The organism is Lysobacter soyae, from assembly GCF_019551435.1.
In the GTDB taxonomy this organism is placed as follows: domain Bacteria; phylum Pseudomonadota; class Gammaproteobacteria; order Xanthomonadales; family Xanthomonadaceae; genus Solilutibacter; species Solilutibacter soyae.
On record NZ_CP080544.1, the window covers coordinates 463,993 to 487,699 of the forward strand.

The following is a 23,707-nucleotide window of genomic DNA, read 5'->3' on the forward strand; positions in this document are numbered from 1 at the left end:
GCATTTTCACTAAACATCTCTCGAGCCATATGAAAAAGCCATTCGACATAGACACCGTTTCGATGACCCCGCGCGAGATCGTGCAGGAACTCGACCGCCACATCATCGGTCAGCAATCCGCCAAGCGTGCGGTCGCCATCGCCTTGCGCAACCGCTGGCGGCGGATGCAACTCAGTGATGCACTCCGCCATGAAGTGATGCCGAAAAACATTCTCATGATCGGACCCACCGGCGTCGGCAAGACCGAGATCGCGCGTCGCTTGGCGACCCTGGCCAATGCGCCGTTCGTGAAGGTCGAAGCCACGCGATTCACCGAAGTCGGTTACGTCGGCAAAGATGTCGAGCAGATCATTCGTGATTTGGCTGACACCGCGGTGAAGTTGTATCGCGAGCAAGCGAAGCAGCGTGTCCGTACCCAAGCCGAAGAGCGGGCAGAAGACCGCGTGCTGGATGCCTTGTTGCCGAAGCGCGCCGCGCCTTCAGGTTTCGGTTTCCAATCGGCCGACGCATCCAATGAGCCTTCCGCGATCGATAACGACACCCGCCGTAAACTTCGTCAGCAATTGCGCGCAGGCGAGTTGGATGATCGTGAGATTGAAATCGAAACGGCGGTGAATGTCGGTGTCGACATCATGGCGCCGCCGGGCATGGAGGAAATGGGGCAGCAACTTCGCTCCATGTTCTCGCAAATATCGGGCGGCAAAACCCAAAAGCGCAAGCTCAGCGTGAAAGCGGCACGCGTCGTTCTACAAGACGAAGAAGCCGCGGCCTTGGTCAACGAAGATGAAGTGCGCGAAGCCGCGATAGAGTCCTGTGAGCAAAATGGCATCGTCTTTATTGACGAAATCGACAAAGTCGCCAAGCGCAGTGAAGGGCAGGGCGCGGATGTGAGTAGGGAAGGCGTGCAGCGAGATCTATTGCCCTTGGTTGAAGGCTCCACCGTCAGCACCAAGTACGGTCCGGTGAAGACCGATCACATTTTGTTTATCGCATCGGGTGCCTTCCACTTGGCCAAGCCGAGTGATCTGATTCCGGAAATGCAGGGCCGGTTCCCGATCCGCGTCGAATTGCAGCCGCTGGAAAAAGGCGATTTTGTCCGCATCCTGACCGAACCCAAGGCGGCACTCACCAAACAGTATGTCGAGCTGATGCGCACCGAAGATTTGGGTCTGTCTTTCAGCGATGACGCAGTGGATCGGATTGCCGAAATCGCCGCTACGGTCAACGCGCGCCAAGAAAACATCGGTGCGCGCCGACTGCATACCGTGCTCGAGCGCCTGTTGGAAACCCTTAGCTTCGACGCGCCGGACAAAGGTGGCGAACTGGTGATCGATCGCGCCTACGTGGATGCGCACTTGGGTGAGTTGGTGCAGGATCCGGATTTGAGCCGGTATATTTTGTAAGGGATTAAGCGCTTAAGAGCGCCTCATCCGGCGCTGCGCGCCACCTTCTCCACAAAGTGGAGAAGGGAGGTGGGAGGGGAGGGTGTTAGATGACGCCGCGCTTTTTTTCCAACAGGAAATAGGCGAGGCCAATCACGCCGCCGATGACGAGCGATGGCAGCCAGCTCAAGCTGGAAAGCCACTTCACCAGCAGGGTCACCAACAGTCCGAGAACCACGAATTGCGAGTAGCGCCATTTGCTGTCGCGGAAAGTCGTCAGAGGTTGGGTGTCTTTGGGCGTGTTCATGTTCAGACTTTGTAGCCGGTGTGAATGGCCACAATCCCGCCGGACAAATTGCGGTAGTCACAGCGCGCAAAGCCCGCGTCGGCCATCATGCCTTCGAGTTCCTTCTGCGGCGGATGCTTGCGGATCGACTCGGCGAGGTATTGGTAGCTGTCCGCATCATTGGCAAACAACTTGCCGAGGCGCGGCAAAACCTTGAACGAGTGGAAGTCGTAAATCGGTTTGAACCAATCCGCCGTCACTTCGGAAAATTCGAGCACACGGGCTTGTCCGCCGATTTTCAGTACACGATGCATCTCGCGCAGCGCGGCGTCTTTCTCAGTCACATTGCGCAGGCCGAAGGCAATCGTGACCAGATCAAAGCTGTTGTCCGGAAACGGCAGCTTTTCGGCATTCATTTGCACGTAGTCGAAACCGCGCACATTGCCGCGATTGGTCATGCGGTCGCGACCCACGCGCAGCATCGCGCCGTTGATGTCGCCCAACACGATTTCACCGTCAGCGCCCACGCGATCTTTCAGCAGTGCGGCGATGTCACCGGTGCCGCCGGCCAAATCCAACACGCGGTCACCTTTGGAGACGGAGGATGTCGCCACGAAGTAACGTTTCCAAACACGATGGATGCCCAAGGACATCAGATCGTTCATCAGGTCATAGCTGTCGGCGACCGAGGAAAATACCCGGCCGACCAACTTTTGCTTTTCTTCCTTGGGAACGTCGCGGAAACCGAAGTGGGTGGTGTCGTTGCTGTGGTTGTCGTTCATGGGCGCATTATGGCACCCCGGACATCAAAACTACGGTGCCCAGGCGTAGCTGAACTTCATGAACACACCGCGTGAGTCTTGGAACAAGCTGTTCTCACGATCGCTGACATAGCCGCCGGTGGCGCCGCCAATATACAGGGCGGTGCGCGGATTGACCCGGTAGGAGTAAATCAACTGCGCGGCGAGATTGCGCGAATGCCGTTGCATCGGCATCGCATAGAGGTCGGGATTGCGATCGATCTGATTGCCTTGCACGGAAAGACGCAGGCGTTGCTTCGGATCCATCTGCCAACTCAATGTGCCGTCGTACGAACTGGCCGAGAAAGCCTTACCACCGTCGCGGCGCATGGTCTGATTGAACGCGTCGAAGGTGAACATCCAGCCTTGGCCGATGGACGCGGTGCCCCAAATCTCCGAAACCGTTGCCCGGCCGATACGCGTTGCTGCCAAATCAATGGATCGTCCGCTGGAGATGTTGCCACCCAACTCGAGCCAAGGGCCCGGGATGAAACTGGCAAGCAGGCGGAAATAATTCTCGTTGAACATCTGGCCGTTCCAGTAGCGCTTGCGCACCAGCGGGACGATTTGAAGATTGCTCTGCATCGGACCACTGAAGCTCAGGTTGGCTTCCCATTCGCTTTCCAGCAACTGGCCGTCGTAACGATAGGTCACGTCGTAGTCGCCCGACAAATTGATCTTGTGGATCTTCTTGCCGTCGCGGAACCAGGAACGACGCCCGCCCACCAAGCCTTTTTCATACCCCACTTGGCCGATGAAGCCGAGGTCGGCGCGGAAGCCGGGATCGATGTTCGTGTAGTACGTGTTGAAACCGTACTTGCGGTTACTGAAGCTGTAGCCGAGCGAATACACGTTGCCTGACGGGCTCTCGTCTTGCAGACCCAACGCGACCGGGTAGGTCGAGGTGCTGCGCATGACTTCGCCACTGAAAGTGTGGCTGCCCTTTTGGTAATTGAAATCAGAACCCACCACGGCATTGCTGTAATCGGTGCCGCTCCGATAGGTGCTGATCAAACCGACGCTCAATTCCTTGCTGAAATCGTAGCGGTAGCGTCCGGCAAAGACGTTCGACTTTTGATCGAGCACGGTGAAGTTCGAGCCCAAGGGGCCGGGCAGCAACAATTGCGTGGTGGCGTCACGTGCCAGCAACGCCGCAAATGTGCCGGCACCCGAGCGACCCGTTGCACGAACACCGGCGTCCGGATTGGCGATTTGACGCGTGTACAGCACTTGGAAGGGGAAGTTGAAGTAATCGGCGCCTTCCAGGAAGAACGGACGCTTTTCCTGCTGATACAACGCGAAATTGCTGCTCAGATCGATTTGTGAGGAGTCCGATTCGACCTGTGAAAAATCCGGATTCACGGTCAAATTCAGCGTCAGGTTGGTGGTCGGCGCCCAAGCGACGTCCAAGCCCGGCGAGATGTCAAAGCCCTCGCCGGTCCATTTGCGATCGGCGGGACTGCGCGTTTGGACATTGGTGGTGGTGACCGACGGCACAACCAGCAAGTTGCGACCGGGCTTGATGCCTTGGAAGCCTTGGTATTTCTCAAAAGTGCAAAGGAAACAATTGGCGTCGCGGCTCACTTTTTGGTTCGCGAGTTGGTAGCGCTTGTCGCGCGGCCGTGCGCGGAAAAAGCTGATGCCCCAAGTGCGGATGTCGTCGGTATTCTTGAACCGCAAGGTTGAAAACGGAATCCGGATTTCCACTTCGTAACCGCGCTCGGTGATCCGGCCGGCACTGGTCCACAAGCCGTCCCAGCTGTCGTCTTCGTTGCCGGTGACTTCTTCCTTGATCAAATCCATTTGTACGCCGAGCGGATTGACGAAGAATTCGTAGCCACGGCGTTGGTCGTTGAACGTGTCCATCATCATGCCGACGAAATCGTCGCGATACGGTTGGTCGCGGTCACGCAAATGCGCGCGGATCTGCTTCGGGTCCGGATCTTCGGCAATGAAAGACACAAGAAATGCATCGTGCGTATGTGCCACGCGCACATGGGTAGCCGTCGCCGGCTTGTTGTTGTCGCCGGGTGAGATTTCATAATCCAAGGACACCGGCAATGCGTCCTTCCACTCTTCTTCGTTGACCACGCCGTCGATGGTCGGCTCGTTGACGATGACAGGAATCGTCGTGCCAGCCACTTGCTGCGCCCAGGCGGGCGCTGCTGCAAGTGCGAGAGAAAGGCAGAGCAGGTGGCGTCTGGGGAGCTTCATGGTGCGGTCTTTGATTAACGTCGACATAGCTTGCCGATAACGTTTTTTGAATGAATGTGCCAAAGGTGATGTGACCAATGTCAGGGGTGTCGACCGGCACGGGGTTACACTCGGGGTTTCCCATTTTCTAGGTGGATCCTGATGCGTTCGAGTCTGATTGCCCTGTCCGTCGCCAGCGTGTTGCTGGCGGGTTGTCCGAATGACAAAACCACGACCGATGCCGGCACCGCGCCGGCGACGCCGGCCGATTCGGCAGCAGTGAAACCCGACGCGGCCACTGCGGAGAAAGTCGTGGACGAACATTCCTATGCGCAACCCGAGAAGGTGCAAACTCAGGACGTGGCGCTGGATCTGGCTGTCAACTTCGACAAAAAAATCTTGACCGGCACGGCGACGCTCGGCCTGCAATGGCTTGACAAGTCGGCCACCGAGCTCACCCTCGATACCCGCGACCTCGACATCCAGAAAGTCGAAGCCGAAGGTGCCAATGGGGCTTGGGAGCCGCTGAAGTTCAAACTTGACGCCGCCGACAAGATTCTTGGCAGCAAGCTGACCATCGAAACGCCGAACCGCCCGGCAAAAGTGCGGATCACCTACGCGACTTCGCCGAATGCTTCCGGTCTGCAGTGGCTCGAACCGTCGATGACCGAAGGCAAGAAGACGCCTTTCATGTTCAGCCAGTCCCAGCAAATCCACGCGCGTTCCTGGGTGCCCTTGCAAGACACGCCGATGATCCGCTTTACCTATACGGCGCACATCACCAGTCCGAAAGACACGATGGTGCTGATGAGCGCCGACAACGATCCGAAGGCCGCACGTGATGGCGACTACAGCTTCAAGATGCCGCAGAAAATCCCGTCCTACCTGATGGCCATCGCCGCGGGTGATTTGGTGTTCAAGCCGATCAGCGAACGCAGCGGCGTCTGGGCAGAGCCGGCCATGATCGACAAGGCCACGGCCGAATTCGCCGATACCGAAAAGATGATCGCAACGGCCGAGAAGTTGTACGGCAAATACCGTTGGGATCGCTACGACATGTTGGTGTTGCCGCCGTCCTTCCCCTATGGCGGTATGGAAAATCCGCGCCTGACGTTCGCGACTCCGACGGTCATCGTCGGCGACAAATCGTTGGTCTCCCTGATTGCGCATGAGCTTGCGCACAGCTGGTCGGGCAATCTAGTGACCTTCGCGACCGACAAGGATGCATGGTTGAACGAAGGCCTGACCACCTACGTGCAAAGCCGCATCACCGAAGATTTGTACGGCATCGACGCGAAGGACATGGAAAACAAGATCGATCGCGACGAGCTGGAAAAGGAATACAAAACGCTCGATCCGGCGCTTCAACGCCTGTCGCTGAAGCCGGGCACGCTGGCGGATCCCGATGGTTCCTCCAGTGCCACCGTGTACACCAAGGGCGCCTGGTTCATGCAGTATCTGGAAAACGCCTACGGGCGTGAGGTGTTCGATCCGTTCCTGCGCGGTTACTTCGATCATTTCGCTTTCCAAAGCATTCCGACGGCGAAATTCCGCGCTTACCTGCAAGAAAACCTGATCGACAAGTATCCGGGCAAAGTGACCATGGCGCAGGTCGATCAGTGGTTGTTTGAACCGGGTATTCCTGCGGATGCACCGAAAACGACGTCGGCGAAATTCGACGCCGTCGACAAGGTGCGCACGGCTTGGGTGGATACGAAGAAACTCCCGGCAAAAACCGAGACCGCGAAGTGGAGCACGCAAGAATGGGTGCACTTCGTGGAAGGCTTGCCCGACACACTGAGCGAAGAACAACTGAAAGCCTTGGATGCGGCGTACAAGTTCACCGGGACACCGAACGGTGAAATCGCCATGCGCTGGTATCCGTTGACGGTTCAAAACAACTATCTGGCGGCACGTCCTGAGATCGCGAAGTTCCTCGAACGCGTGGGGCGTCGCAAGTTGATCATGCCGACTTACAACGCATTGGTGAAAACCCCGGACGGCTTGGCCTTCGCCAAAGAAGTGTTTGCCAAAGCGAAGCCGAGCTACCACCCGATCACCACCGGTAGCGTGGACGCCGTCATTGCTGAAGCCGAGAAGGGCGCTACCAAGCAATGAAGCAGGCGTTGATGGCAGTTGCGCTCCTTGCGGCCTTGGTTGGCTGCAAGGATGAAAAAGCCGATGCCGCCGCCCTCGCGCAACAGCGCGAGGCAGCGGCTGCGCCGGTGCTTGAACGTTATAAAGCGGCCATGGCCGGTCAGGATTGGGAAACTGCGCGGGTCCAAGCGGATACGCTCCGTTTCGACTATGCCGGCACCCGCGCGGAAGCCGCCGTGCTGGCCGACTACGACGATCTGAAAGATAAGTCGGATAAGAAGCGCGAAGACCGGCGCATGGAAGCGCTCTGGGATTACCAGCGCAATCCGGAAAAGAAAGGTGAGCAAATCACGGCGGCGATCTACGCCAAGGAGAAAGTCGACACACCGGATGGACGTTCATCCGTACTGCTGATTTTCCGTGACCATCCGGAGTGGGGCAACAGCGCCTATGTTGTCCTTGACCGTGCCGATTTTGATTGTTGGAAAGGTTGCAAGTTGAAGGTCACCGCGGACGAAAAGGAATTCACGATTCCGGGCCAACGACCAGACACAAAAGAAGCGATCTCGATGTTCATCAACGATCAGCCGAAACTTTGGAAGCTATTCAAGGACGCACGTCTCGTCAAGATCGATCTGCCGATCAAAGGTTCCGGCATGCACACCGCTACCTTCGAATCCGCAGGTCTCGATCCCGCGCGCATGCCCAACTGGAATTAGCCGTGCGGTCCTCTCCCTCTCCACACAGTAGAGAGGGTGGCGCGCAGCGCCGGGTGAGGCGCTCTTCGAAAGGGGGTCAGAGTGACTTTTTCTAAAAAGTCACTCTGACCCCCTTTTTTGCTTGTCTGAATCTTCCATGGATACGCGCACTGGAATACCGCGCCCATTCAGACCCGCGTGCTTAGCCTTGGGGCATACAAAGAAAACCGCGAGGTTGCCATGAAGAAGTTTGCATCCACCCTTTTGAGTACTGCCGCGCTGGCGATGGCATTGGTCGCGACACCGGTGATGGCGCAGAGTACGCCGGCCGGCCAGGTTCGCAGCATCAAGGAAAACATCAAGCAGGATGCCCGCAGCGTCACGCAAAACATCAAGCAGGACTGGCGCGATTTGAAGAGCGGTAACTTGAAATCCGCCCACGAACGTCACAAGCGCGTGATTCGCGGTGACCACCAACGACACCGCACGGCCGTGCGCCGCTCACACGAACGCCGTATGACCGCAGCGCAATGCTTGGTGAAATACGGCAAGTTCGACTGCCAACGCCGCGGCTACCGCTATGGCCGCACTTGATCAAGCAATCCATTTGTTGAAAAGCGCCTCATCCGCCCCTTCGGGGCACCTTCTCCACTTTGTGGAGAAGGGCGGCATTGCCCCTCTCCACAAAGTGGAGAGGGTGGCGCGCAGCGCCGGGTGAGGCGCTCTTAAGGCGCTCTTACCTTACAACGCGTACCCATACTGCCGCTCAAACTCCGCAGCAAATTCAGCATAAGTAAAACGCTGATTCTGCGTGCCGTGATGACTCACCTTCAGCGCACCCATGAGATTGCCGATGCGGCCGATGGTCGGCCAGTCGTAGCCCTTTTCCAGACCGAAAATCAGACCCGCGCGGAAGGCGTCGCCGCAGCCGGTCGGATCAACCACCGCCTTTTCCTTGGCCGGCGGGGCATGGATGGTTTCACCGCCCACGTGGATGTCGACACCCTTCGGACCGCGCGTGGTGATGTAGGCCTTGACCTTCGAGGAGATGGTCGCTTCGTCCCACCCGGTACGGTCCTGCAGCAGGTTCGACTCGTAGTCATTGGTGATCACGTAGTCAGCCAACTCGATGAACTCGCGGAATTCCTCGCCATTGAACAGCGGCATGGCCTGGCCCGGGTCGAAAATGAACGGAATACCGGCTGCCTTGAACTCGCGTGCGTTCTGCAACATGCCGTCACGGCCATCCGGTGCCACGATGCCCAGTGTGATTCCCGGCACATCTTTGACGTGGTTTTCGTGGCTGAACATCATCGCGCCCGGGTGGAATGCGGTGATCTGGTTGTTGTCGTGGTCGGTGGTGATGAAGGCCTGCGGCGTAAACGTACCCTGCATCTCACGCACGCACTGCATAGGGATGTCCAGCGCCTGGAAATAGGCACGGTAGGGCCCGAAGTCTTCACCCACGGTGGCCATCGGCACCGGTTTTCCGCCCAAAAGCTTCAAGTTGTAGGCGATATTGCCCGCGCAGCCGCCGAATTCACGACGCATCCGGGGCACCAAAAACGACACATTCAGGATATGAACCTTGTCCGGGAGGATGTGGTTCTTGAACTGGTCCGGGAACACCATGATGGTGTCGTAAGCAAGCGAGCCGCAAATGAGTGTAGACATCGTGTCCGATCGAAGAGTCTGGGCAAACGTGCATAGCGTAACCAAATGCACGGTTTCCCGCCAATGAAGCGCGAATTGGCAACGAATTTCCAACATGCGACGGCTGCTTTTTTGCTAGCATTTATCGCTTGGTTTCCCGTCCTGTTTCCAGAGTCCCCCAACGATGTTCAAAAAGCTGCGCGGTATGTTTTCCAATGACCTGTCCATCGATCTGGGCACGGCCAACACCCTGATCTACGTGCGCGGCCAGGGCATCGTGTTGAATGAACCTTCGGTCGTGGCAGTGCGCCAAGACCGTGGTCAAGGCAGCGCCCGCTCGGTGGCGGCCGTGGGGTCGGACGCCAAGCAGATGCTGGGTCGTACCCCGGGCAACCTTTCCACCATCCGTCCGATGAAAGACGGCGTCATCGCCGATTTCACCTATACCGAAGAAATGCTCAAGCACTTCATCCGCAAAGTGCATAAGAGCCGTTTCCTGCGCCCGAGCCCGCGCGTCCTGATTTGCGTACCCAGCGGTTCCACCCAAGTGGAACAACGCGCCATCAAAGAGTCGGCGCTCGAAGCCGGCGCCCGCGATGTCTCCCTGATCGAAGAGCCCATGGCCGCTGCCATCGGTGCCGGCATGCCGGTCACTGAAGCGCGCGGTTCGATGGTGATTGATATCGGTGGCGGCACGACGGAAGTCGCCGTGATTGCCTTGAACGGCATCGTCTATGCGCAATCGGTGCGCGTCGGTGGCGACCGTTTCGATGACGCCATCATCGCGTATGTGCGCCGCCATCACGGCATGCTGATCGGTGAGGCCACGGCCGAGCGCATCAAGATCGAAATCGGTTGCGCCTATCCGCAAGAAGAAACCCGCACCATGGAAATCTCCGGACGTAATTTGTCCGAAGGTGTGCCGAAGGTGATCACGATCAACTCCGTGGAAGTGCTCGATGCATTACGCGAACCGCTCTCGCAAATCGTTGCAGGCGTCAAGCAAGCCTTGGAACAGACGCCGCCGGAACTCTGTGCCGACGTCGCCGAACGCGGCATCGTGCTGACCGGTGGTGGTGCCTTGCTGCGCGACTTGGATCGTTTGTTGAGCGAGGAGACCGGTCTGCATGTGCAGGTTGCGGATGATCCGCTCACCTGTGTGGCGCGCGGTGGTGGCCGGGCACTCGAGTTGCTCGACATGCACGGCAATGAGTTCTTCTCCAGCTATTGATGCGGCGTGTCTTCGTACGCCGGCCCGGACTCCAACGATACTGAAAACATTGCGGAAACCCTGCGCCTGTTGGCGTGGTTCGCGGTGTGCATCGCCCTGATCGCAGCCGACCATCAGGGCGGTTGGTTGCGCATTGTCCGTTCACAAGCCGAACTCTTGATCCAGCCGTTGTGGAAGATTGCGGGTACACCTGCGCGCTTGGGCAAGGCGGCGCGCGAGAATGCGGTCTCACGCGAGCAACTGGTGAAAGACAATGCCGGTCTGCGCAACGCCTTGCTGATCAGCAGCGCACGCGTGGCGCGTTTGGCCTCGGCCGAAGCGGAAAACACACGGTTGCGCGCTTTATTGGGCGTGGCGCAAGAAGAAAAGTTCAGCGTGCAGCTGGCGCCGATCCTTGATATTGACTTGGATCCGACCCGGCAGCGCTTGATGCTCGACATCGGCGCCAACCAAGGCGTTCGCGTCGGCCAGCCGGTGATCGATGCCGGTGGACTGTTGGGGCAGGTCACTGAAGTGAACCCGTCCACGTCGTCGGTGTTGTTGTTGACCGATCCTGATCATGCGGTGCCGGTCCAAGTGGTGCGTACCGGCATGCGCTTGATTGTTTACGGGCGTGGCGACCATCTGACGTTGGCCAACATTCCGCGTTCGGCGGATATCAAGCTCGGTGACGTGGTGCAAACCTCGGGCATCGGCGGGCGTTTCCCGCCGGGCTTTCCGGTTGGCACAATCACCAAGTTGCATCCGGATGTGTCGCGCGCCTTTGTCGAAGGCGATCTGAAACCGGCGGCCCTGATGGATCGCGGCCGCGATGTGCTGTTGCTCAATACCGTTCTCGTGCCCGTACGCAGCACGCCTGCCAATGTGACCACGGTGGCGGCACCGATCCCGGTGGATGCCATGCTGCCGCGCAACACCCCCGTGTCGCCCCAGTCGCCTGCGGCGGAAGCGGCCAAGCCGGAGGCGACGCCGTGATCCGGGGCAACCAGGGCCTGATGATTTTCCTGACCTTGTCGATTGCCTTGGTATTGGCGATTTTGCCGATGCCCGAGGTGTTGTTGGCATTCCGTCCTCTGTGGCTGTTTTTGGTGATCGCATTTTGGACGCTCGAAGCGCCTGAGCACGTGGGTCTCGGTGTCGCTTTTGTGTTCGGCGTACTGATGGACTTGGTGGTGGGCAGCGTGCTCGGCGAGCATTCGCTGCGTTTGGTGGTGTTTACCTTCCTGCTCGGTCGCTTCCGCGCGCGCTTCAACTTTTATCCGGGGTGGCAACAAACCTTGGTGCTGGCCGCTTTGTTGGTCAATGACCGCATTGTCGCGGCGGCGGTACATTTCGCCACGCATGGTGCTGCTGCGCCATGGCGCTATTGGGGCACTGTCGTGATCACAGCGATTCTGTGGGTGCCGGTGTTCGCGCTGTTGGATGCCATCCGACTCAGGAAGCGCTGAGTGTTTCGCGAACGTCGACGACCGGTCAAGAACGCCTCGTTGGAAGTCGAGCAGTTTCGACGCCGCGCGTTCTTGGGTTTTGCCGTTGTCGGATTGTGTTTGATCGCATTGGGCGGCTGGTATTTCAAGCTGCAAGTGGTAGATCACCAAAAATACGCCGCTGATTCCGAGGCCAACCGGATCAAACCAAGACCCATCGTGCCCGGCAGGGGTTTGATTTTGGACCGCAAGGGTCGCGTACTCGCCGACAACGTGCCCGAGTTTCGATTGGACGTCATGCCGGAGGAAGCCGGTGACATTGATGTCCTTTTGACAAAGCTCTCGAAGGTCGTGCCGCTGACTGACGATGAAATCGCCGCTTTCAAGAAAGCGCGGGAAGGGGGACGGTCACACCGTCCGGTGCCCCTCAAATTGAAATTGACCGAAGCGGATATCTCCGTCTTCGAAGTGAATCGTTGGCAATTCCCGGGCGTGGATGTCGTGCCGTATTTCGGTCGCGTGTATCCGTACGGTGATTTGTTCACCCACGTGATCGGCTACGTCGGACGTGTGGATGCCAAGGACAAGGAACGCTTGGGTAATTTGGAAGGCGCCATCAGTCACGTCGGCAAATCCGGACTTGAGCGTTATTACGAAGACCAATTGCGCGGCAAAGTAGGTTACGAGCGCATAGAAACCAACGCCGACGGACGGCCGCTTCGCTCGTTGGGCACCGAGCCCGCCAGTGCGGGCCAAGATCTCAAATTGTCGATCGATCTGGATTTGCAGCGCGCCATGGTCCAGGCCTTCGGTCCGTACGAAGGCACCGGCATCGCGATTGATCCGCGCACCGGTGAAATTCTTGCGATGGTGAGCCTGCCCTCATTTGACGAAAATCTCTTCGTCAACGGCATTTCGCACGCCGACTTCAAGGCACTGCAAGACAATCCTTCGCGACCGCAATTCAATCGCGCGGTGTTGGGTGGCGTCGCACCGGGCTCGACCATCAAGCCTTTTCTGGCCTTGGCGGGCCTCGATAGCGGTGTGCGGAAACCCGGCGATACCGTCATGTCCACCGGCATGTTCTATCTGCCGGGAAGCCGCCGTGGCTTCGGCGATTCGCACCGTGGCGGACATGGTCTGACCGACCTGCGCAAGTCCATCTACGAGTCCGTCAACACCTATTACTACAAGCTTTCGCTCGATATGGGCATCGACCTCATGGTCGACTACCTTGATCGCTACGGTTTCGGCAAACCCACCGGCGTGGATTTGTCAGGTGAGGTGGCCGGCATCCTGCCGTCTCCGGCATGGAAGCAAAAGCACGCGAAAGGCGATCGTCGCTGGTATCCCTTCGAGACCGTCAATGCCAGCATCGGACAGGGCCTTTGGAAAGTGACGCCCTTGCAATTGGCGCAGGCGTTGGGCGGTCTCGCAAACGGCGGTTATTTGCGTCGGCCGCACTTGGTCAAAGAAACCCGCAACGGCCCGACGGCGAACTGGGTCGAAATGCCGCAGCCGACACCGACGCGCATTAGTACCAATGCGGCGAATCTGCAAGTCGTGCGCGAAGGCATGATCGGTACAGTGCATGGCCACGGCACCGCTACCAATATTCGCAGTGGCCTGACGTATCTGATCGCGAGTAAGACCGGTACTGCACAAGTCGTCAGCCGTCGCGGACACGCCGCGCTGAATCCGCGCGCATTGCCGATGCATTTGCGCCATCGCGCGCTGTTTGAAGCCTATGCGCCAGCCAATGATCCGACCATCGCGGTGGTCGTCGCGGTGGAAGGCGGTGGTTATGGTGCCGACACAGCTGCGCCGATTGTTCGCAAGGTGATGGATGCGTGGATCAATGGCGTGATGCCGGATGGATCACGCATCGGCAGCGCCGCCGGCGCGACAATCACCGCCTCGACGGATCCGCGCTTTTCGGATGTCCAAGCCTCGGTCAATGGAGGCGCACCATGAATCCGTTGCTGTTGTTGGTGGCGAAACACGTACAGCGCTTCTTGCGTACGATCGACTTGCCGTTGATGGCGCCTTTGCTCGGCCTCATGATTTTCGGCTTGGTGACGCTTTACAGCGCCGGCGATGGCAGTACCCGCATGGTGTTCTCGCAAGGCTCGCGATTCGTGATCGGGCTGGCACTGATGTGGATTTTTTCCAGGACGCCACCACCGTTCCTGCGATCAATCGCGCCTTACTTGTTCGTGATCACGCTGATTCCGTTGATTGCGGTGTTGCTGATCGGTCAGGGACGGCACGGCAATTTGTGGATCAATCTCGGCATCTTTTATTTCCAACCGTCCGAGCTCATCAAGCTGAGTTTGCCGCTGATGTTGGCTTGGTTTTTGCATGACGCGGTTTTACCGCCGCGTTTTCGCACCGTGTTGATGGCCGGCGTTCTCGTCGGCGTGCCCGTCGGTTTGATTCTGCTGCAGCCGGATTTCGGCACGGCGATGTTGATTACCGCCAGTGCGGTGTTCACCCTGTTCCTTGCCGGGTTGTCGTGGTGGTGGTTCGGTGCGGCGGCAGGCGGCGTTGCGGTTGCCGCGCCCGTGGCTTGGATGTTTTTTCTGCGCCCGTATCAGAAAGACCGCATTTTGAATTTCCTGCATCCGGAAATGGACAAACTCGGTTCGGGTTGGAACATCACACAATCGAAAATTGCAATTGGTTCTGGCGGTTGGACTGGCAAAGGCTGGGGCCAAGGCTCGCAATCCCATTTGGATTACTTGCCTGAGCACACCACGGATTTCCTCTTTTCGGTATTGAGCGAAGAGTTCGGTTGGTTTGGTGTGGCGCTCGCGTTTACACTCTATTTGTTAGTGATCGCACGTTGTTTGTGGATTGCGGTGGAGGCGCGTGACACCTTTTCGCGCTTGCTTGCAGGCACCTTCGGCTTGTCGATGTTCGTCTATGTGATGGTGAACGGCGGCATGATCGCCGGCATGCTGCCGGTGGTGGGTGTTCCGATGCCGTTGTTGTCCTACGGCGGTACCTCTGCCGTGGTCTTGTTGACCGGCATGGGCATGGTGATGTCGGTCCGCGCCCATTCACAAACACGCATCCGTTAAATGATTTGATTGTCCCTACGCCGTGAGCCCCCTGAGAAAAATGACACGACGACTCCTACTGATCTGTGCGGCCACCTTGTTGGCCAGCTGTGCAACACAAAAAGTCCCGCCGCCGAAACCCGAACTGCCGCCGGCGCCGCCGGTCGTAGAGCCCGCGCCGAGCGCGGTCACGCCGACGGGTCCGGTGCCGGATCTGGTCGCAGCCAAAGAAGCCTTTGCGCTCGACACCGCGGCCAAATATCGCGTTGATGCCAATCGCGTGCGATCGGTCTTGGCGAGTGCGGAAATCAAAGACAGCATCATCACCGCCATGTCTCGGCCGGCCGAGGGCACCAAGCAATGGCGGGACTACCGTCCGATCTTCATCGTGCCTTCGCGCATCGAGGGCGGCAAAGCCTTCATGACCCAAAACGCGGCATTGTTGTCGCGCGCCGAGTCCCGCTACGGCGTGCCGAAGGAAATCATCACGGCGATCACCGGTGTTGAAACGGGCTATGGCAGCAACATGGGCAAGTACCGTGTCATCGACGCCTTGTACACCCTGGCATTCCGCTATCCGCGCACCAATCTGCCTGAAAAAATCGCGCGCGAAAACGCCCGCGAGGCGTTCTTCCGCGATGAGCTTGCACAGGTGTTTGCGCTGGAAGGTGAATCCCATATGGACGCCACGCAGTTGAAAGGCAGCTATGCCGGCGCGATGGGCTGGGGTCAGTTCATGCCGTCGAGTTATCGCCAATATGCGGTGGACGGTGATAATGACGGCAAGCGTGATTTGCTCACTGATCTGGATGACGTGATTCCTTCGATCGCCAACTATTTCATCGGGCGCGGCCAATGGGTGCCGGGACGTCCGGTGATGGTGCGTGCCAACCGGCGCCCCGACGCGCAAGCCTTCAACCCTGGAAACACTGTCGATCAGCTGTATTCGCAGCAGGCATTGGCATCGATGGGCTGGCGACCGCTGCAGGACGTACCGGCCGACGAGCCGGCCACCATCATCACCTTTGAAGGTGCGAACGGGACTGAGTACTGGATGGCCTTCCGCAATTTCGTCGCCATCACCAAGTACAACAAATCACCGATGTACGCTGCCGCGGTTTACCAGTTGTCGCAAGAAATCGCAGGCACGCCGGTACCGGGCGCATGAGGTGGCTTGTGGTCGGTGCGGCGGTGATGTTGGCGGCCTGTAGTACCGCGCCGAAAAAAAGCGACACTTCCGCCGCCAAATCCGTGAGTTCATCCGCCAAGTCGGCCGGTCATGCCGCACCCAAGACCGTCGCCAAAGTGTCGCCGTATGCGCCGGCCAAGGAAGATCCTTCCAAGCGTGGCAACTACGTGGCCGGCGGCTTGTATGCGCCGGGCGAGAAAGATTCCGTGCCGGATGAGATCCCGGATGTGGATGCCATTCCGGAACCGGTGGTCAAATACGAAGCGCGATCCCGCAGCGGCAACAAAGACTATTCCGTGCTCGGCAAACGCTATCGCGTGCTCGACGACCACGAGGGATACGACGAAACCGGCAATGCTTCCTATTACGGCAAGAAATTCCACGGCCGGCGCACGTCGAACGGTGATGTCTATGACATGTACGCCTTCACTGCGGCACACAGAAGTTTGCCGCTGCCGAGCTATGCGCGCGTGACCAATCTCGCCAATGGCAAGTCGGTGGTGGTGCGCGTCAACGACCGCGGGCCGTTTCATTCCAATCGCATCATTGATCTGAGTTACGCCGCGGCCGTCAAGCTCGACTACCGAAAACAAGGCACCGCACGCGTCCGCGTTGAGGCTTTGTCGCCGGATGATGCCAATGAAACCCGCGCGGTTTTGGCCAAGGCGAAAGCCGCGCAAAATGATCCGGACGCGCGCAAGGATCTGGCCGCACAAATCGCGACCGACAACAAGCCGCAAGGTATCGCCTTGCAAGACCCGAAGTCAGCTGCGAAAGGGGAGTACCGTTTCGACATGACCCAAGAGGGTCGGCCCATGACGGCAGATGAATTCGATCGCTGGCTTGCGGCGCGACGGGTGCGGATTGCCACCGGCAAACCGGGTGCGCCTGACAAGGCGGTGACGACGGTGCCGGAAGCGACGCCGCCTGCGGTGTCGAAGGCGTTGGCACCGGAAGTTGCGGCGCAAACGCCCATCGCGACCGCGCAGTCGTGGGGGCAATCCACGCACGTGTTTCAGGTGGCGAGTTTTGCCAGCCAACAAAACGCCCAACACGCACTGGGTGTTTTGCAATCCGCCGGCATTCGCAATTCACGACTCGTCGCCGCGAGTGTCAACGGCAAACAAGTCTGGCGCCTGCGCGTCGGACCGGTGCCGGAAACAGACGCTGCCAAACTTTCTTCGAGCATTGCGGGTTTGGGCTTCGGCCAACCCACGCGTGTTCGCGACTAACTCAAACGGATAACTCACAACAACAATGAACAAACTTGTATTGACTGCCGCGCTCACGCTGAGCCTCGGACTTGCACAAGCGCAGCAAGCGTCCACACCGGTGACAACGCCCGCAGCACCGTCTGCTGTGGCCACGGGGGCTTTGCCCATTCCGCCGGCGCCGGCGCCGAAGGTCTCGAAAGCCTGGGTGTTGATGGACTACGCCACCGGACAAGTGTTGGCGGGTGAAAACATCGACATGCAACTGGAGCCGGCGAGCATCACCAAGGTGATGACCAGTTACGTCATCGCGGCCGAACTTGCCAAAGGCAAATTGAAGGCGACCGACCAGGTCATGATGTCTGAGAATGCTTGGAAATCCGGTGGTGCCGGAACCGACGGCAGTTACAGCGGTTTCGAAGTCAATAAGACCGCGCCGTTGGAGCAAATGGAAAAGGGCATGGTGGTGCAGTCCGGCAACGACGCGGCAATCGCCTTGGCCGAACATGTTGCCGGTAGCGAAGAAGCCTTCGCGCAATTGATGAATGCCCATGCCCAGCGCATCGGCATGAAGAATTCGCATTTCGAAAACGCCACCGGTCTGAGTGCGCCGGGACATATCTCCAGTGCCCGTGATTTGGCATTGTTGGGCCGCGCGTTGATCCACGACTACCCGCAGGCGTATTCGTACAACAAGATCAAGGAGTTCACCGTCGGTCCGATAACCCAGCCCAACCGCAACTTGCTGTTGTGGCGTGATGCCTCGGTCGACGGCATCAAGACCGGTCACCATTCCGCGGCAGGCTATTGCTTGATGGCGTCGGCGTTGCGTGGCGACCAGCGCCTGATCAGCGTGGTCCTTGGCGATACCAGTGAAGTGCAACGCGCCGTCGATTCGCAAGCCTTGTTGAATTGGGGTTTCCGCTTCTTCGAAGCGCACAAGCTCTATGAGCCCGGCAAAGCCATCACCACCCAAAAGGTTTGGAAAGGTGCCACGGATACCGTTCAAATCGGCGTCGCCGAACCGTTGGTGATTTCGGTGCCGCGCGGTCGTTACGATTCGCTGAAACCGACCATGGAAATGCCGCAAATGTTGGAAGGCCCGATCAAGAAGGGTCAAGTTCTGGGCAAAGTCAAAGTCATGCTTGACGGCAAACAAGTGGCCGAAGCGCCGCTGGTTGCGATGCAAGAGGTTGAACGTGCCGGTTTCTTCAAGCGCCTGTGGCATTCCTTGCTGCTGTGGTGGAAGTCTGTCTGATGAGCATCCAGTCCGATAATCCGGAACATGGCTTCCAGTTTCCGGGCGAGTTTGAAATCACTGCGATGGGGCCGGCGAATGCCGGTCTCGAAAGCGAGATTCCCCTGCTGCTTGAACGGGCAGGCATAGCGGTGTTGCATGAAACCGTTTCCAGCCGCGATTCGAGCGGCGGCAAGTATGTCTCGGTGAAATTGAGTTTTCGCGCCGAGACACGTGCGCAATACGATGCCGCCCATGCGGCCTTGCGCGATCATCCGGAAGTGAAGTGGACGATCTGAACACAGTTCGACCGGTTCTCGTCAGACAACTCGGCAGGCAAAGTTACGAGCCGGTCTGGCGGGCAATGCAAGGGTTCACGGATCAACGTGACAGCGACACGGTCGATGAACTCTGGGTCGTTGAACACGACCCGGTGTTTACGCTGGGTCAGGCCGGAAAACCGGAGCACGTCTTGATGCCGGGGGACATTCCGGTCGTCCAGGTCGATCGGGGCGGTCAGGTGACCTATCACGGCCCCGGTCAATTGGTGGTGTATCCCTTGTTGGATTTGCCGCGTCTGGACATCGGTGTGCGTGACTACGTCTGCAAGATCGAACAGGCAATTATCGATACGCTGGCGGAGTGGAACATCGGCGCCGCACGTCGCGAAGGCGCGCCGGGCGTCTACGTGAACGGTGCGAAAGTCGCCGCCCTGGGTATTCGGGTCCGGCACGGCTGTACCTTCCACGGATTGGCCTTCAATATCGCCATGGACCTTTCGCCATTTCAGCGTATCAACCCCTGCGGCTACGTCGGCCTCGAGGTGGTCTCCATGTTCGATTTGGGCGGCCCGAGCCGCATGGCGGATGTCACGCCGGTCTTGCTGGGCGAATTGGCGCGGCAATTCGGTCTGCAACCGAGCGACGCACCGCCCCCGGATTTGGTGGCGTTGAAGGCGGCAAGAACGCAGTTCGCGCCGGGTGAAGCGGTGCGATAATAGCCGTATGAGCAACGCTACCCGCATCATCCCCTCGGTTCTCGAAGACGGTCCTGACAGCTTGGTACCGGGCGTCAAACAGGTCGCACAAGACAAGATCGGCCGTTCGCCGGTGCAGTTCGTCGATGCGCCGGTGCTGAGAAAACCGTCGTGGATCCGCGTTCGCATTCCGTCTGGCAACTCTGTGCAGCTTCTGAAAAACAAGTTGCGCGAAAACCGGCTTGTCACCGTTTGCGAGGACGCCAGCTGCCCCAACATCCATGAGTGCTTCAGTCATGGCACGGCCACGTTCATGATCATGGGCGATGTCTGTACGCGACGTTGCAGTTTTTGCGACGTCGCCCATGGACGCCCCAAGCCCCTGGATGCGGATGAGCCCAAGCGTTTGGCGCAAACCATCGCCGACATGGGTTTGAAATATGTCGTCATCACCAGCGTCGATCGTGACGACCTCCGTGATGGCGGTGCCCAACACTTCGTGGATTGCATCCGCGAAACCCGTGCGCTGTCGCCCAACATCAAGATTGAAATCCTGACGCCCGATTTCCGTGGCAAGGGGCGTATGGAACGCGCTTTGGAGATCATGGCCGCCGCGCCGCCGGATGTTTTCAATCACAACATCGAAACGGTGCCCGACCTGTACAAGAACGTCCGTCCGGGCGCCGACTACGCCTGGTCTTTGCGTCTGTTGCAAGCGTTCAAGGCTCAGCACCCTGACATCGCCACCAAGTCCGGCATCATGCTGGGGCTCGGTGAGACAATGGAACAGGTTCAGACAACCTTGCGCGACTTGCGCGCTCACGATGTCGATATGGTCACCATCGGCCAATACCTCCAACCGTCGCCGGCGCACCACCCGGTGCTGCGCTATTGGGCGCCGGAGGAATTTGCCGAGCTCGAGGCCTTCGGAAATGCGCTCGGCTTCAGCAACACTGCTTCGGGCCCCATGGTTCGCTCCAGCTATCACGCCGATCGTCAGGCGGCCGAGCTTCACAAGGCCTGACTGAACAGGCACTTACGATTCATTTGAAACTTCCGGCGCTTTCGTGTGTCAATACATGAAAGCGTGCGTTGTCGCCATCGAGGAAATATGAAGAAGCGCAGTAGTGTATTGATCGGCATTTGGGCCGTCCCGCTGGTGTTGGGCGCCGCGGTGATGACGCAGCATCACGACGCGTCTTCGAAGGCGACATCGTCGATGCAGTTGGCGCAGGTGGCATCACCGGTCAAGGCGAAGGATGCCGCGCGCAAGCCCACCGGTGCGCTGGTTCAAAATGTCGACCAACGCGAAACCGCGAAGACCGTTTACGGCGTGTTGTCCGATAGCAACTATGCCTACCGACCGCGCCCGTTGGATGATGCGCTGGCGGCTGAAATTGCCAAGCGCTACCTCGAGGCATTGGACGGCGGGAAAATGTTCCTGACCGCACAAGACGTCGCGGACTTCAACGCACAACGTAGCCAGCTCGATGACGACATCAAGAACGGTGACTTCAAACGGCCGTTTGCTGTCTTTGATACGTATCGCGCGCGCGTGAAAGAGCGTTCGGCATTTGCCCGTGCTTTGTTGAACAAAAACATTTTCGATTTCACCGGTCACGACAAGGTTGAGTTCGACCGTGAAAAAGCCCCTTGGGCTGCTTCGAACGCCGAGCTCGATAAACTCTGGACCGATTCGGTGCGCAACGACTGGCTGCGCTTGAAGCTGGCCGGCAAGCAGCCTGCCGAAATCCGCAAGACGCTTGATAAGCGTTACGCCAACATCGAAAAGGCGGTCAGCGAATACAGTTCCGAAGACATTTTCCAAATTGCGATGAATGCCTACGCGAACTCGATCGATCCGCATACGGACTACTTGAACCCGCGCACGGCGGAACGCTTCAATCAGCAAATGTCATTGCAACTGCAAGGCATCGGCGCGGTGCTGACCAAGCCCGATGATGTCGTCGTCGTGCGTGAGTTGGTGCCGGGCGGGCCGGCCGCATTGAGCAAGTTGGTGCAGCCGGGTATGCGCGTAATCGCCGTCGGTCAGGGCGAAAAAGGGCCGATGGAAGATGTAGTCGGCTGGCGCATTGACGACGTGGTCGAAAAAATTAAAGGCGACAAGGGCACCAAGGTCCGCTTGGATCTGGTCCCGCCGGGCGTGCCGATCGAGTCCAAGCCGAACCGTGTCTTGTTGACCCGTGACATCGTGAAGTTGACTGAAGACGCGGCGAAATCCGAGATCATCGAAGTTCCCGCGCAAAATGGTCAGCCGGCCAAGCGCATTGGCGTGATCAAGCTGCCGAGCTTCTATGAAGATTTTGAAGGGCGTCGCCGCGGCGGCGAGTTTGCCTCGTCATCGCGTGACGTGGCGCGCTTGTTGCAGGGTTTCCAAGGTCAAAACATCGACGGAGTGGTGCTCGACTTCCGTAACAACGGCGGTGGCTCCTTGGGTGAAGCCGTTCGCATTACCGGTCTTTTCATTGATCAAGGCCCGGTCGTACAAGTGCGCGAATCCGGCGGCCGCGTGACGGTCAACCAAGACCGCACGCCCGGCGTGATGTGGCGTGGTCCGTTGGCCATTGTCATCAACCGTGCGACGGCGTCGGCCTCTGAAATCGTGGCAGGCGCCATCAAGGATTACGGGCGCGGCATCATCATCGGCGAAACCACCTACGGCAAGGGCACGGTCCAAAATTTGATGGATCTCGACCGTTGGCCGGGACGCGGTGCCACGAATTACGGTCAATTGAAGTTGACCATCGCCCAGTTCTTCTTGCCGGGCGGCAGCAGTACGCAAAACAAAGGCGTGACGCCGGACGTGCATTATCCGGTCACAGTCGATGCATCGGATTTTGGTGAAAGCACCAACGACAACGCACTACCCTGGTCGAAGATCGACAGCAGCGACTTCGAGCGCGTGGGCGATCTCACTGCATTGAACGCGACGTTGGAAGGCCAACACAAAGTACGTGTGCAGACCGACCCTGAGTTCAAGTGGCTGCTCGAAGATCTTGCCGAATACAAGGAACGCAAAGATCGCAAGTACATCTCTTTGAACGAAGCAGAGCGCAAAGCGGAACGTGACGCGGCCGAGGCGAAAGTGAAATCGCGTCAAGAAGCGCGTAAACGCTTGGGTCTTGCTTTGGATCCGTTGGCCGATGACCCGGCCGATGACGGTCTGTCGTTGAACGAGCGTGACGTCGCGAAGCAAGTCGAGCGTGAAAAGCAGGCCGACAAGCGACCGGATCCGCTGCTGCGCGAGTCTGCCAACATTTTGGTGGATGCCATCAATGATCTAGGCCGTGACCCGGCCTTGCTCAAGCGCAGCCTGCCGCAGGCGGAGAGTCCGGTGCTATGGGTGAGATAAGTCCCGCCAAAACACCGGGAACATCCATGATTTGGACGGCGTTGATCGCCGTCTATCTCATTTGGGGCTCCACCTATTTGGCGATTCGCTTTGCGCTTGAAGGCGGATTGCCGCCGTTTCTGATGGCGGGCGTTCGCTTTGTCATCGCCGGCGCGTTGATGCTGATCTTCCTGCGCCTTCGCGGCGAGAAAATGCCGACGCGCATGCAGTGGCGCAACGTCTCGATCATGGGGTTGCTTTTGCTCGTGTTCGGCAACGGATTGGTCTGTGTCGCCGAGCAAACGGTTTCCTCCGGACTCACGGCGGTGGCCGTTGCATCCGCACCGATCTGGATGGGCATCTTTTCCGCATTGCGCGGTGAGCATCCCTCCAAGCCGGAATGGATCGGAATCGCCATCGGCTTCATCGGTGTGTTGTGGCTCAATGCCGGCAGCAGTCTGAGCGGTTCGATGACGGGCATGATTGCCCTGATCCTGGCATCGTTGGCTTGGTCGTTCGGCTCGATCTGGAGTCGTGGCAAAGATTTGCCCACGCCGTTTGTCACTTCGGGTGGCCAAATGTTGGCGGGTGGTCTGTTGATGCTCGTGGTTGCCTTGGTGTTGGGCGAACGCTGGCCGCATGAAGTGTCGAACAAAGCTTTGGGCAGCGTCGCCTACCTGATCGTGATGGGGTCCATCATCGGTTTCTCAGCCTACGTCTGGTTGCTGAAACATGTGCGTCCCGCGTTGGCAGGGAGCTATGCCTACGTCAACCCGGTGATCGCGGTGATTCTTGGTGCATTGCTTGCCAATGAAAAATTCGGCACAAACGACTTGCTGCCGATGGGCATCATTTTGTTGGGCGTGGTCGCAATGACCGTCGGCAAAGCGCGCCGCGCGAAATAGTCGCGGCG

20 protein-coding genes and 1 pseudogene are annotated in these 23,707 nt (G+C 58.5%); 17 read left to right on the forward strand and 4 right to left on the reverse strand.

All coding sequences use genetic code 11. From position 1 onward, the window contains the following. Nucleotides 1-29: 29 nt before the first annotated feature. On the forward strand, nucleotides 30-1,403 hold the full coding sequence (gene hslU / locus H8L67_RS02150) for an ATP-dependent protease ATPase subunit HslU (protein WP_305068564.1): 1,374 nt from the start codon (nucleotides 30-32) through the stop codon (nucleotides 1,401-1,403). An 85-nt stretch (nucleotides 1,404-1,488) separates the two neighbouring features. Here hslU and H8L67_RS02155 read toward each other — a convergent pair whose 3' ends face one another. Genes H8L67_RS02155 through H8L67_RS02165 form a run of 3 tightly spaced genes read right to left on the reverse strand, consistent with a single transcriptional unit; the run spans nucleotide 1,489 to nucleotide 4,682 of the window. Then, nucleotides 1,489-1,689 (reverse strand): hypothetical protein, encoded by a 201-nt coding sequence (locus H8L67_RS02155; RefSeq protein ID WP_220380154.1) that lies wholly within the window; start codon nucleotides 1,687-1,689, stop codon nucleotides 1,489-1,491. A 2-nt stretch (nucleotides 1,690-1,691) separates the two neighbouring features. Then, complete coding sequence (gene ubiE, locus H8L67_RS02160) at nucleotides 1,692-2,450, reverse strand: bifunctional demethylmenaquinone methyltransferase/2-methoxy-6-polyprenyl-1,4-benzoquinol methylase UbiE (protein WP_220380155.1); 759 nt, start codon at nucleotides 2,448-2,450, stop codon at nucleotides 1,692-1,694. A gap of 30 nt (nucleotides 2,451-2,480) precedes the next feature. Next, nucleotides 2,481-4,682 carry a DUF5916 domain-containing protein gene (locus tag H8L67_RS02165; protein WP_220380156.1) on the reverse strand — a complete coding sequence of 734 codons (2,202 nt, stop codon included), beginning with the start codon at nucleotides 4,680-4,682 and terminating at the stop codon, nucleotides 2,481-2,483. Nucleotides 4,683-4,823: 141 nt separating this feature from the next. On the opposite strand from H8L67_RS02165, the gene H8L67_RS02170 reads away from it, so the two are divergent. The 3 genes from H8L67_RS02170 (at nucleotide 4,824) to H8L67_RS02180 (ending at nucleotide 8,050) form a co-directional block, all read left to right on the forward strand. Then, entirely contained in the window at nucleotides 4,824-6,779 is a 1,956-nt protein-coding gene (locus H8L67_RS02170) for a M1 family metallopeptidase (RefSeq protein ID WP_220380157.1), read from the forward strand. A gap of 11 nt (nucleotides 6,780-6,790) precedes the next feature. After that, the gene (locus tag H8L67_RS02175) at nucleotides 6,791-7,477 is read left to right on the forward strand and encodes a hypothetical protein (protein ID WP_220380158.1); all 687 of its coding nucleotides are present in this window, start codon (nucleotides 6,791-6,793) and stop codon (nucleotides 7,475-7,477) included. 219 nt (nucleotides 7,478-7,696) lie between these two features. After that, nucleotides 7,697-8,050: a hypothetical protein gene (locus H8L67_RS02180; protein WP_220380159.1), complete on the forward strand. Its 354-nt coding sequence runs from the start codon at nucleotides 7,697-7,699 to the stop codon at nucleotides 8,048-8,050. A 147-nt stretch (nucleotides 8,051-8,197) separates the two neighbouring features. Here H8L67_RS02180 and H8L67_RS02185 read toward each other — a convergent pair whose 3' ends face one another. Then, nucleotides 8,198-9,130 (reverse strand): carbohydrate kinase family protein, encoded by a 933-nt coding sequence (locus H8L67_RS02185; protein WP_220380160.1) that lies wholly within the window; start codon nucleotides 9,128-9,130, stop codon nucleotides 8,198-8,200. 163 nt (nucleotides 9,131-9,293) lie between these two features. On the opposite strand from H8L67_RS02185, the gene H8L67_RS02190 reads away from it, so the two are divergent. The 13 genes and pseudogenes from H8L67_RS02190 (at nucleotide 9,294) to yedA (ending at nucleotide 23,699) form a co-directional block, all read left to right on the forward strand. Beyond that, a complete protein-coding gene (locus H8L67_RS02190) occupies nucleotides 9,294-10,340 on the forward strand; it encodes a rod shape-determining protein (RefSeq protein ID WP_220380161.1) in 1,047 nt (348 codons plus the stop codon). A gap of 6 nt (nucleotides 10,341-10,346) precedes the next feature. Beyond that, nucleotides 10,347-11,315: a rod shape-determining protein MreC gene (gene mreC, locus H8L67_RS02195; RefSeq protein ID WP_220380162.1), complete on the forward strand. Its 969-nt coding sequence runs from the start codon at nucleotides 10,347-10,349 to the stop codon at nucleotides 11,313-11,315. 20 nt (nucleotides 11,316-11,335) lie between these two features. After that, nucleotides 11,336-11,788, forward strand: a complete 453-nt coding sequence (gene mreD / locus H8L67_RS02200) for a rod shape-determining protein MreD (RefSeq protein ID WP_220380697.1) — start codon at nucleotides 11,336-11,338, stop codon at nucleotides 11,786-11,788. After that, a pseudogene (gene mrdA / locus H8L67_RS02205) lies at nucleotides 11,789-13,645 on the forward strand (penicillin-binding protein 2); the annotation flags it as partial. It lies immediately after the preceding gene. A gap of 92 nt (nucleotides 13,646-13,737) precedes the next feature. Continuing rightward, entirely contained in the window at nucleotides 13,738-14,850 is a 1,113-nt protein-coding gene (rodA, locus tag H8L67_RS02210) for a rod shape-determining protein RodA (protein ID WP_220380164.1), read from the forward strand. Nucleotides 14,851-14,890: 40 nt separating this feature from the next. After that, nucleotides 14,891-15,997 carry a lytic murein transglycosylase B gene (gene mltB / locus H8L67_RS02215; protein ID WP_220380165.1) on the forward strand — a complete coding sequence of 369 codons (1,107 nt, stop codon included), beginning with the start codon at nucleotides 14,891-14,893 and terminating at the stop codon, nucleotides 15,995-15,997. Continuing rightward, a complete protein-coding gene (locus H8L67_RS02220) occupies nucleotides 15,994-17,250 on the forward strand; it encodes a septal ring lytic transglycosylase RlpA family protein (protein ID WP_255556009.1) in 1,257 nt (418 codons plus the stop codon). Before mltB ends, H8L67_RS02220 begins: the two co-directional genes overlap by 4 nt. A gap of 25 nt (nucleotides 17,251-17,275) precedes the next feature. Continuing rightward, on the forward strand, nucleotides 17,276-18,487 hold the full coding sequence (locus H8L67_RS02225) for a D-alanyl-D-alanine carboxypeptidase family protein (protein ID WP_220380166.1): 1,212 nt from the start codon (nucleotides 17,276-17,278) through the stop codon (nucleotides 18,485-18,487). Then, complete coding sequence (locus H8L67_RS02230; RefSeq protein WP_220380167.1) at nucleotides 18,487-18,765, forward strand: DUF493 family protein; 279 nt, start codon at nucleotides 18,487-18,489, stop codon at nucleotides 18,763-18,765. The genes H8L67_RS02225 and H8L67_RS02230 overlap by 1 nt, the downstream gene beginning before the upstream one ends. After that, entirely contained in the window at nucleotides 18,753-19,463 is a 711-nt protein-coding gene (gene lipB, locus H8L67_RS02235) for a lipoyl(octanoyl) transferase LipB (protein ID WP_220380168.1), read from the forward strand. The genes H8L67_RS02230 and lipB overlap by 13 nt, the downstream gene beginning before the upstream one ends. A gap of 7 nt (nucleotides 19,464-19,470) precedes the next feature. Then, nucleotides 19,471-20,466 carry a lipoyl synthase gene (lipA, locus tag H8L67_RS02240; protein WP_220380169.1) on the forward strand — a complete coding sequence of 332 codons (996 nt, stop codon included), beginning with the start codon at nucleotides 19,471-19,473 and terminating at the stop codon, nucleotides 20,464-20,466. A gap of 153 nt (nucleotides 20,467-20,619) precedes the next feature. Further along, a complete protein-coding gene (locus H8L67_RS02245; protein WP_434063421.1) occupies nucleotides 20,620-22,815 on the forward strand; it encodes a carboxy terminal-processing peptidase in 2,196 nt (731 codons plus the stop codon). Beyond that, nucleotides 22,803-23,699 (forward strand): drug/metabolite exporter YedA, encoded by an 897-nt coding sequence (yedA, locus tag H8L67_RS02250; RefSeq protein WP_220380170.1) that lies wholly within the window; start codon nucleotides 22,803-22,805, stop codon nucleotides 23,697-23,699. The genes H8L67_RS02245 and yedA overlap by 13 nt, the downstream gene beginning before the upstream one ends. Nucleotides 23,700-23,707: the final 8 nt, after the last annotated feature.

Bases quoted from the DNA above. Each gene is read 5' to 3' on its own strand.
- hslU (WP_305068564.1), top strand. From the start codon at position 30: ATGAAAAAGCCATTCGACATAGACACCGTTTCGATGACCCCGCGCGAG.
- H8L67_RS02155 (WP_220380154.1), bottom strand. From the start codon at position 1,689: ATGAACACGCCCAAAGACACCCAACCTCTGACGACTTTCCGCGACAGC.
- ubiE (WP_220380155.1), bottom strand. From the start codon at position 2,450: ATGAACGACAACCACAGCAACGACACCACCCACTTCGGTTTCCGCGAC.
- H8L67_RS02165 (WP_220380156.1), bottom strand. From the start codon at position 4,682: ATGAAGCTCCCCAGACGCCACCTGCTCTGCCTTTCTCTCGCACTTGCA.
- H8L67_RS02170 (WP_220380157.1), top strand. From the start codon at position 4,824: ATGCGTTCGAGTCTGATTGCCCTGTCCGTCGCCAGCGTGTTGCTGGCG.
- H8L67_RS02175 (WP_220380158.1), top strand. From the start codon at position 6,791: ATGGCAGTTGCGCTCCTTGCGGCCTTGGTTGGCTGCAAGGATGAAAAA.
- H8L67_RS02180 (WP_220380159.1), top strand. From the start codon at position 7,697: ATGAAGAAGTTTGCATCCACCCTTTTGAGTACTGCCGCGCTGGCGATG.
- H8L67_RS02185 (WP_220380160.1), bottom strand. From the start codon at position 9,130: ATGTCTACACTCATTTGCGGCTCGCTTGCTTACGACACCATCATGGTG.
- H8L67_RS02190 (WP_220380161.1), top strand. From the start codon at position 9,294: ATGTTCAAAAAGCTGCGCGGTATGTTTTCCAATGACCTGTCCATCGAT.
- mreD (WP_220380697.1), top strand. From the start codon at position 11,336: ATGATTTTCCTGACCTTGTCGATTGCCTTGGTATTGGCGATTTTGCCG.
- rodA (WP_220380164.1), top strand. From the start codon at position 13,738: ATGAATCCGTTGCTGTTGTTGGTGGCGAAACACGTACAGCGCTTCTTG.
- mltB (WP_220380165.1), top strand. From the start codon at position 14,891: ATGACACGACGACTCCTACTGATCTGTGCGGCCACCTTGTTGGCCAGC.
- H8L67_RS02220 (WP_255556009.1), top strand. From the start codon at position 15,994: ATGAGGTGGCTTGTGGTCGGTGCGGCGGTGATGTTGGCGGCCTGTAGT.
- H8L67_RS02225 (WP_220380166.1), top strand. From the start codon at position 17,276: ATGAACAAACTTGTATTGACTGCCGCGCTCACGCTGAGCCTCGGACTT.
- H8L67_RS02230 (WP_220380167.1), top strand. From the start codon at position 18,487: ATGAGCATCCAGTCCGATAATCCGGAACATGGCTTCCAGTTTCCGGGC.
- lipA (WP_220380169.1), top strand. From the start codon at position 19,471: ATGAGCAACGCTACCCGCATCATCCCCTCGGTTCTCGAAGACGGTCCT.
- H8L67_RS02245 (WP_434063421.1), top strand. From the start codon at position 20,620: ATGACGCAGCATCACGACGCGTCTTCGAAGGCGACATCGTCGATGCAG.
- yedA (WP_220380170.1), top strand. From the start codon at position 22,803: ATGGGTGAGATAAGTCCCGCCAAAACACCGGGAACATCCATGATTTGG.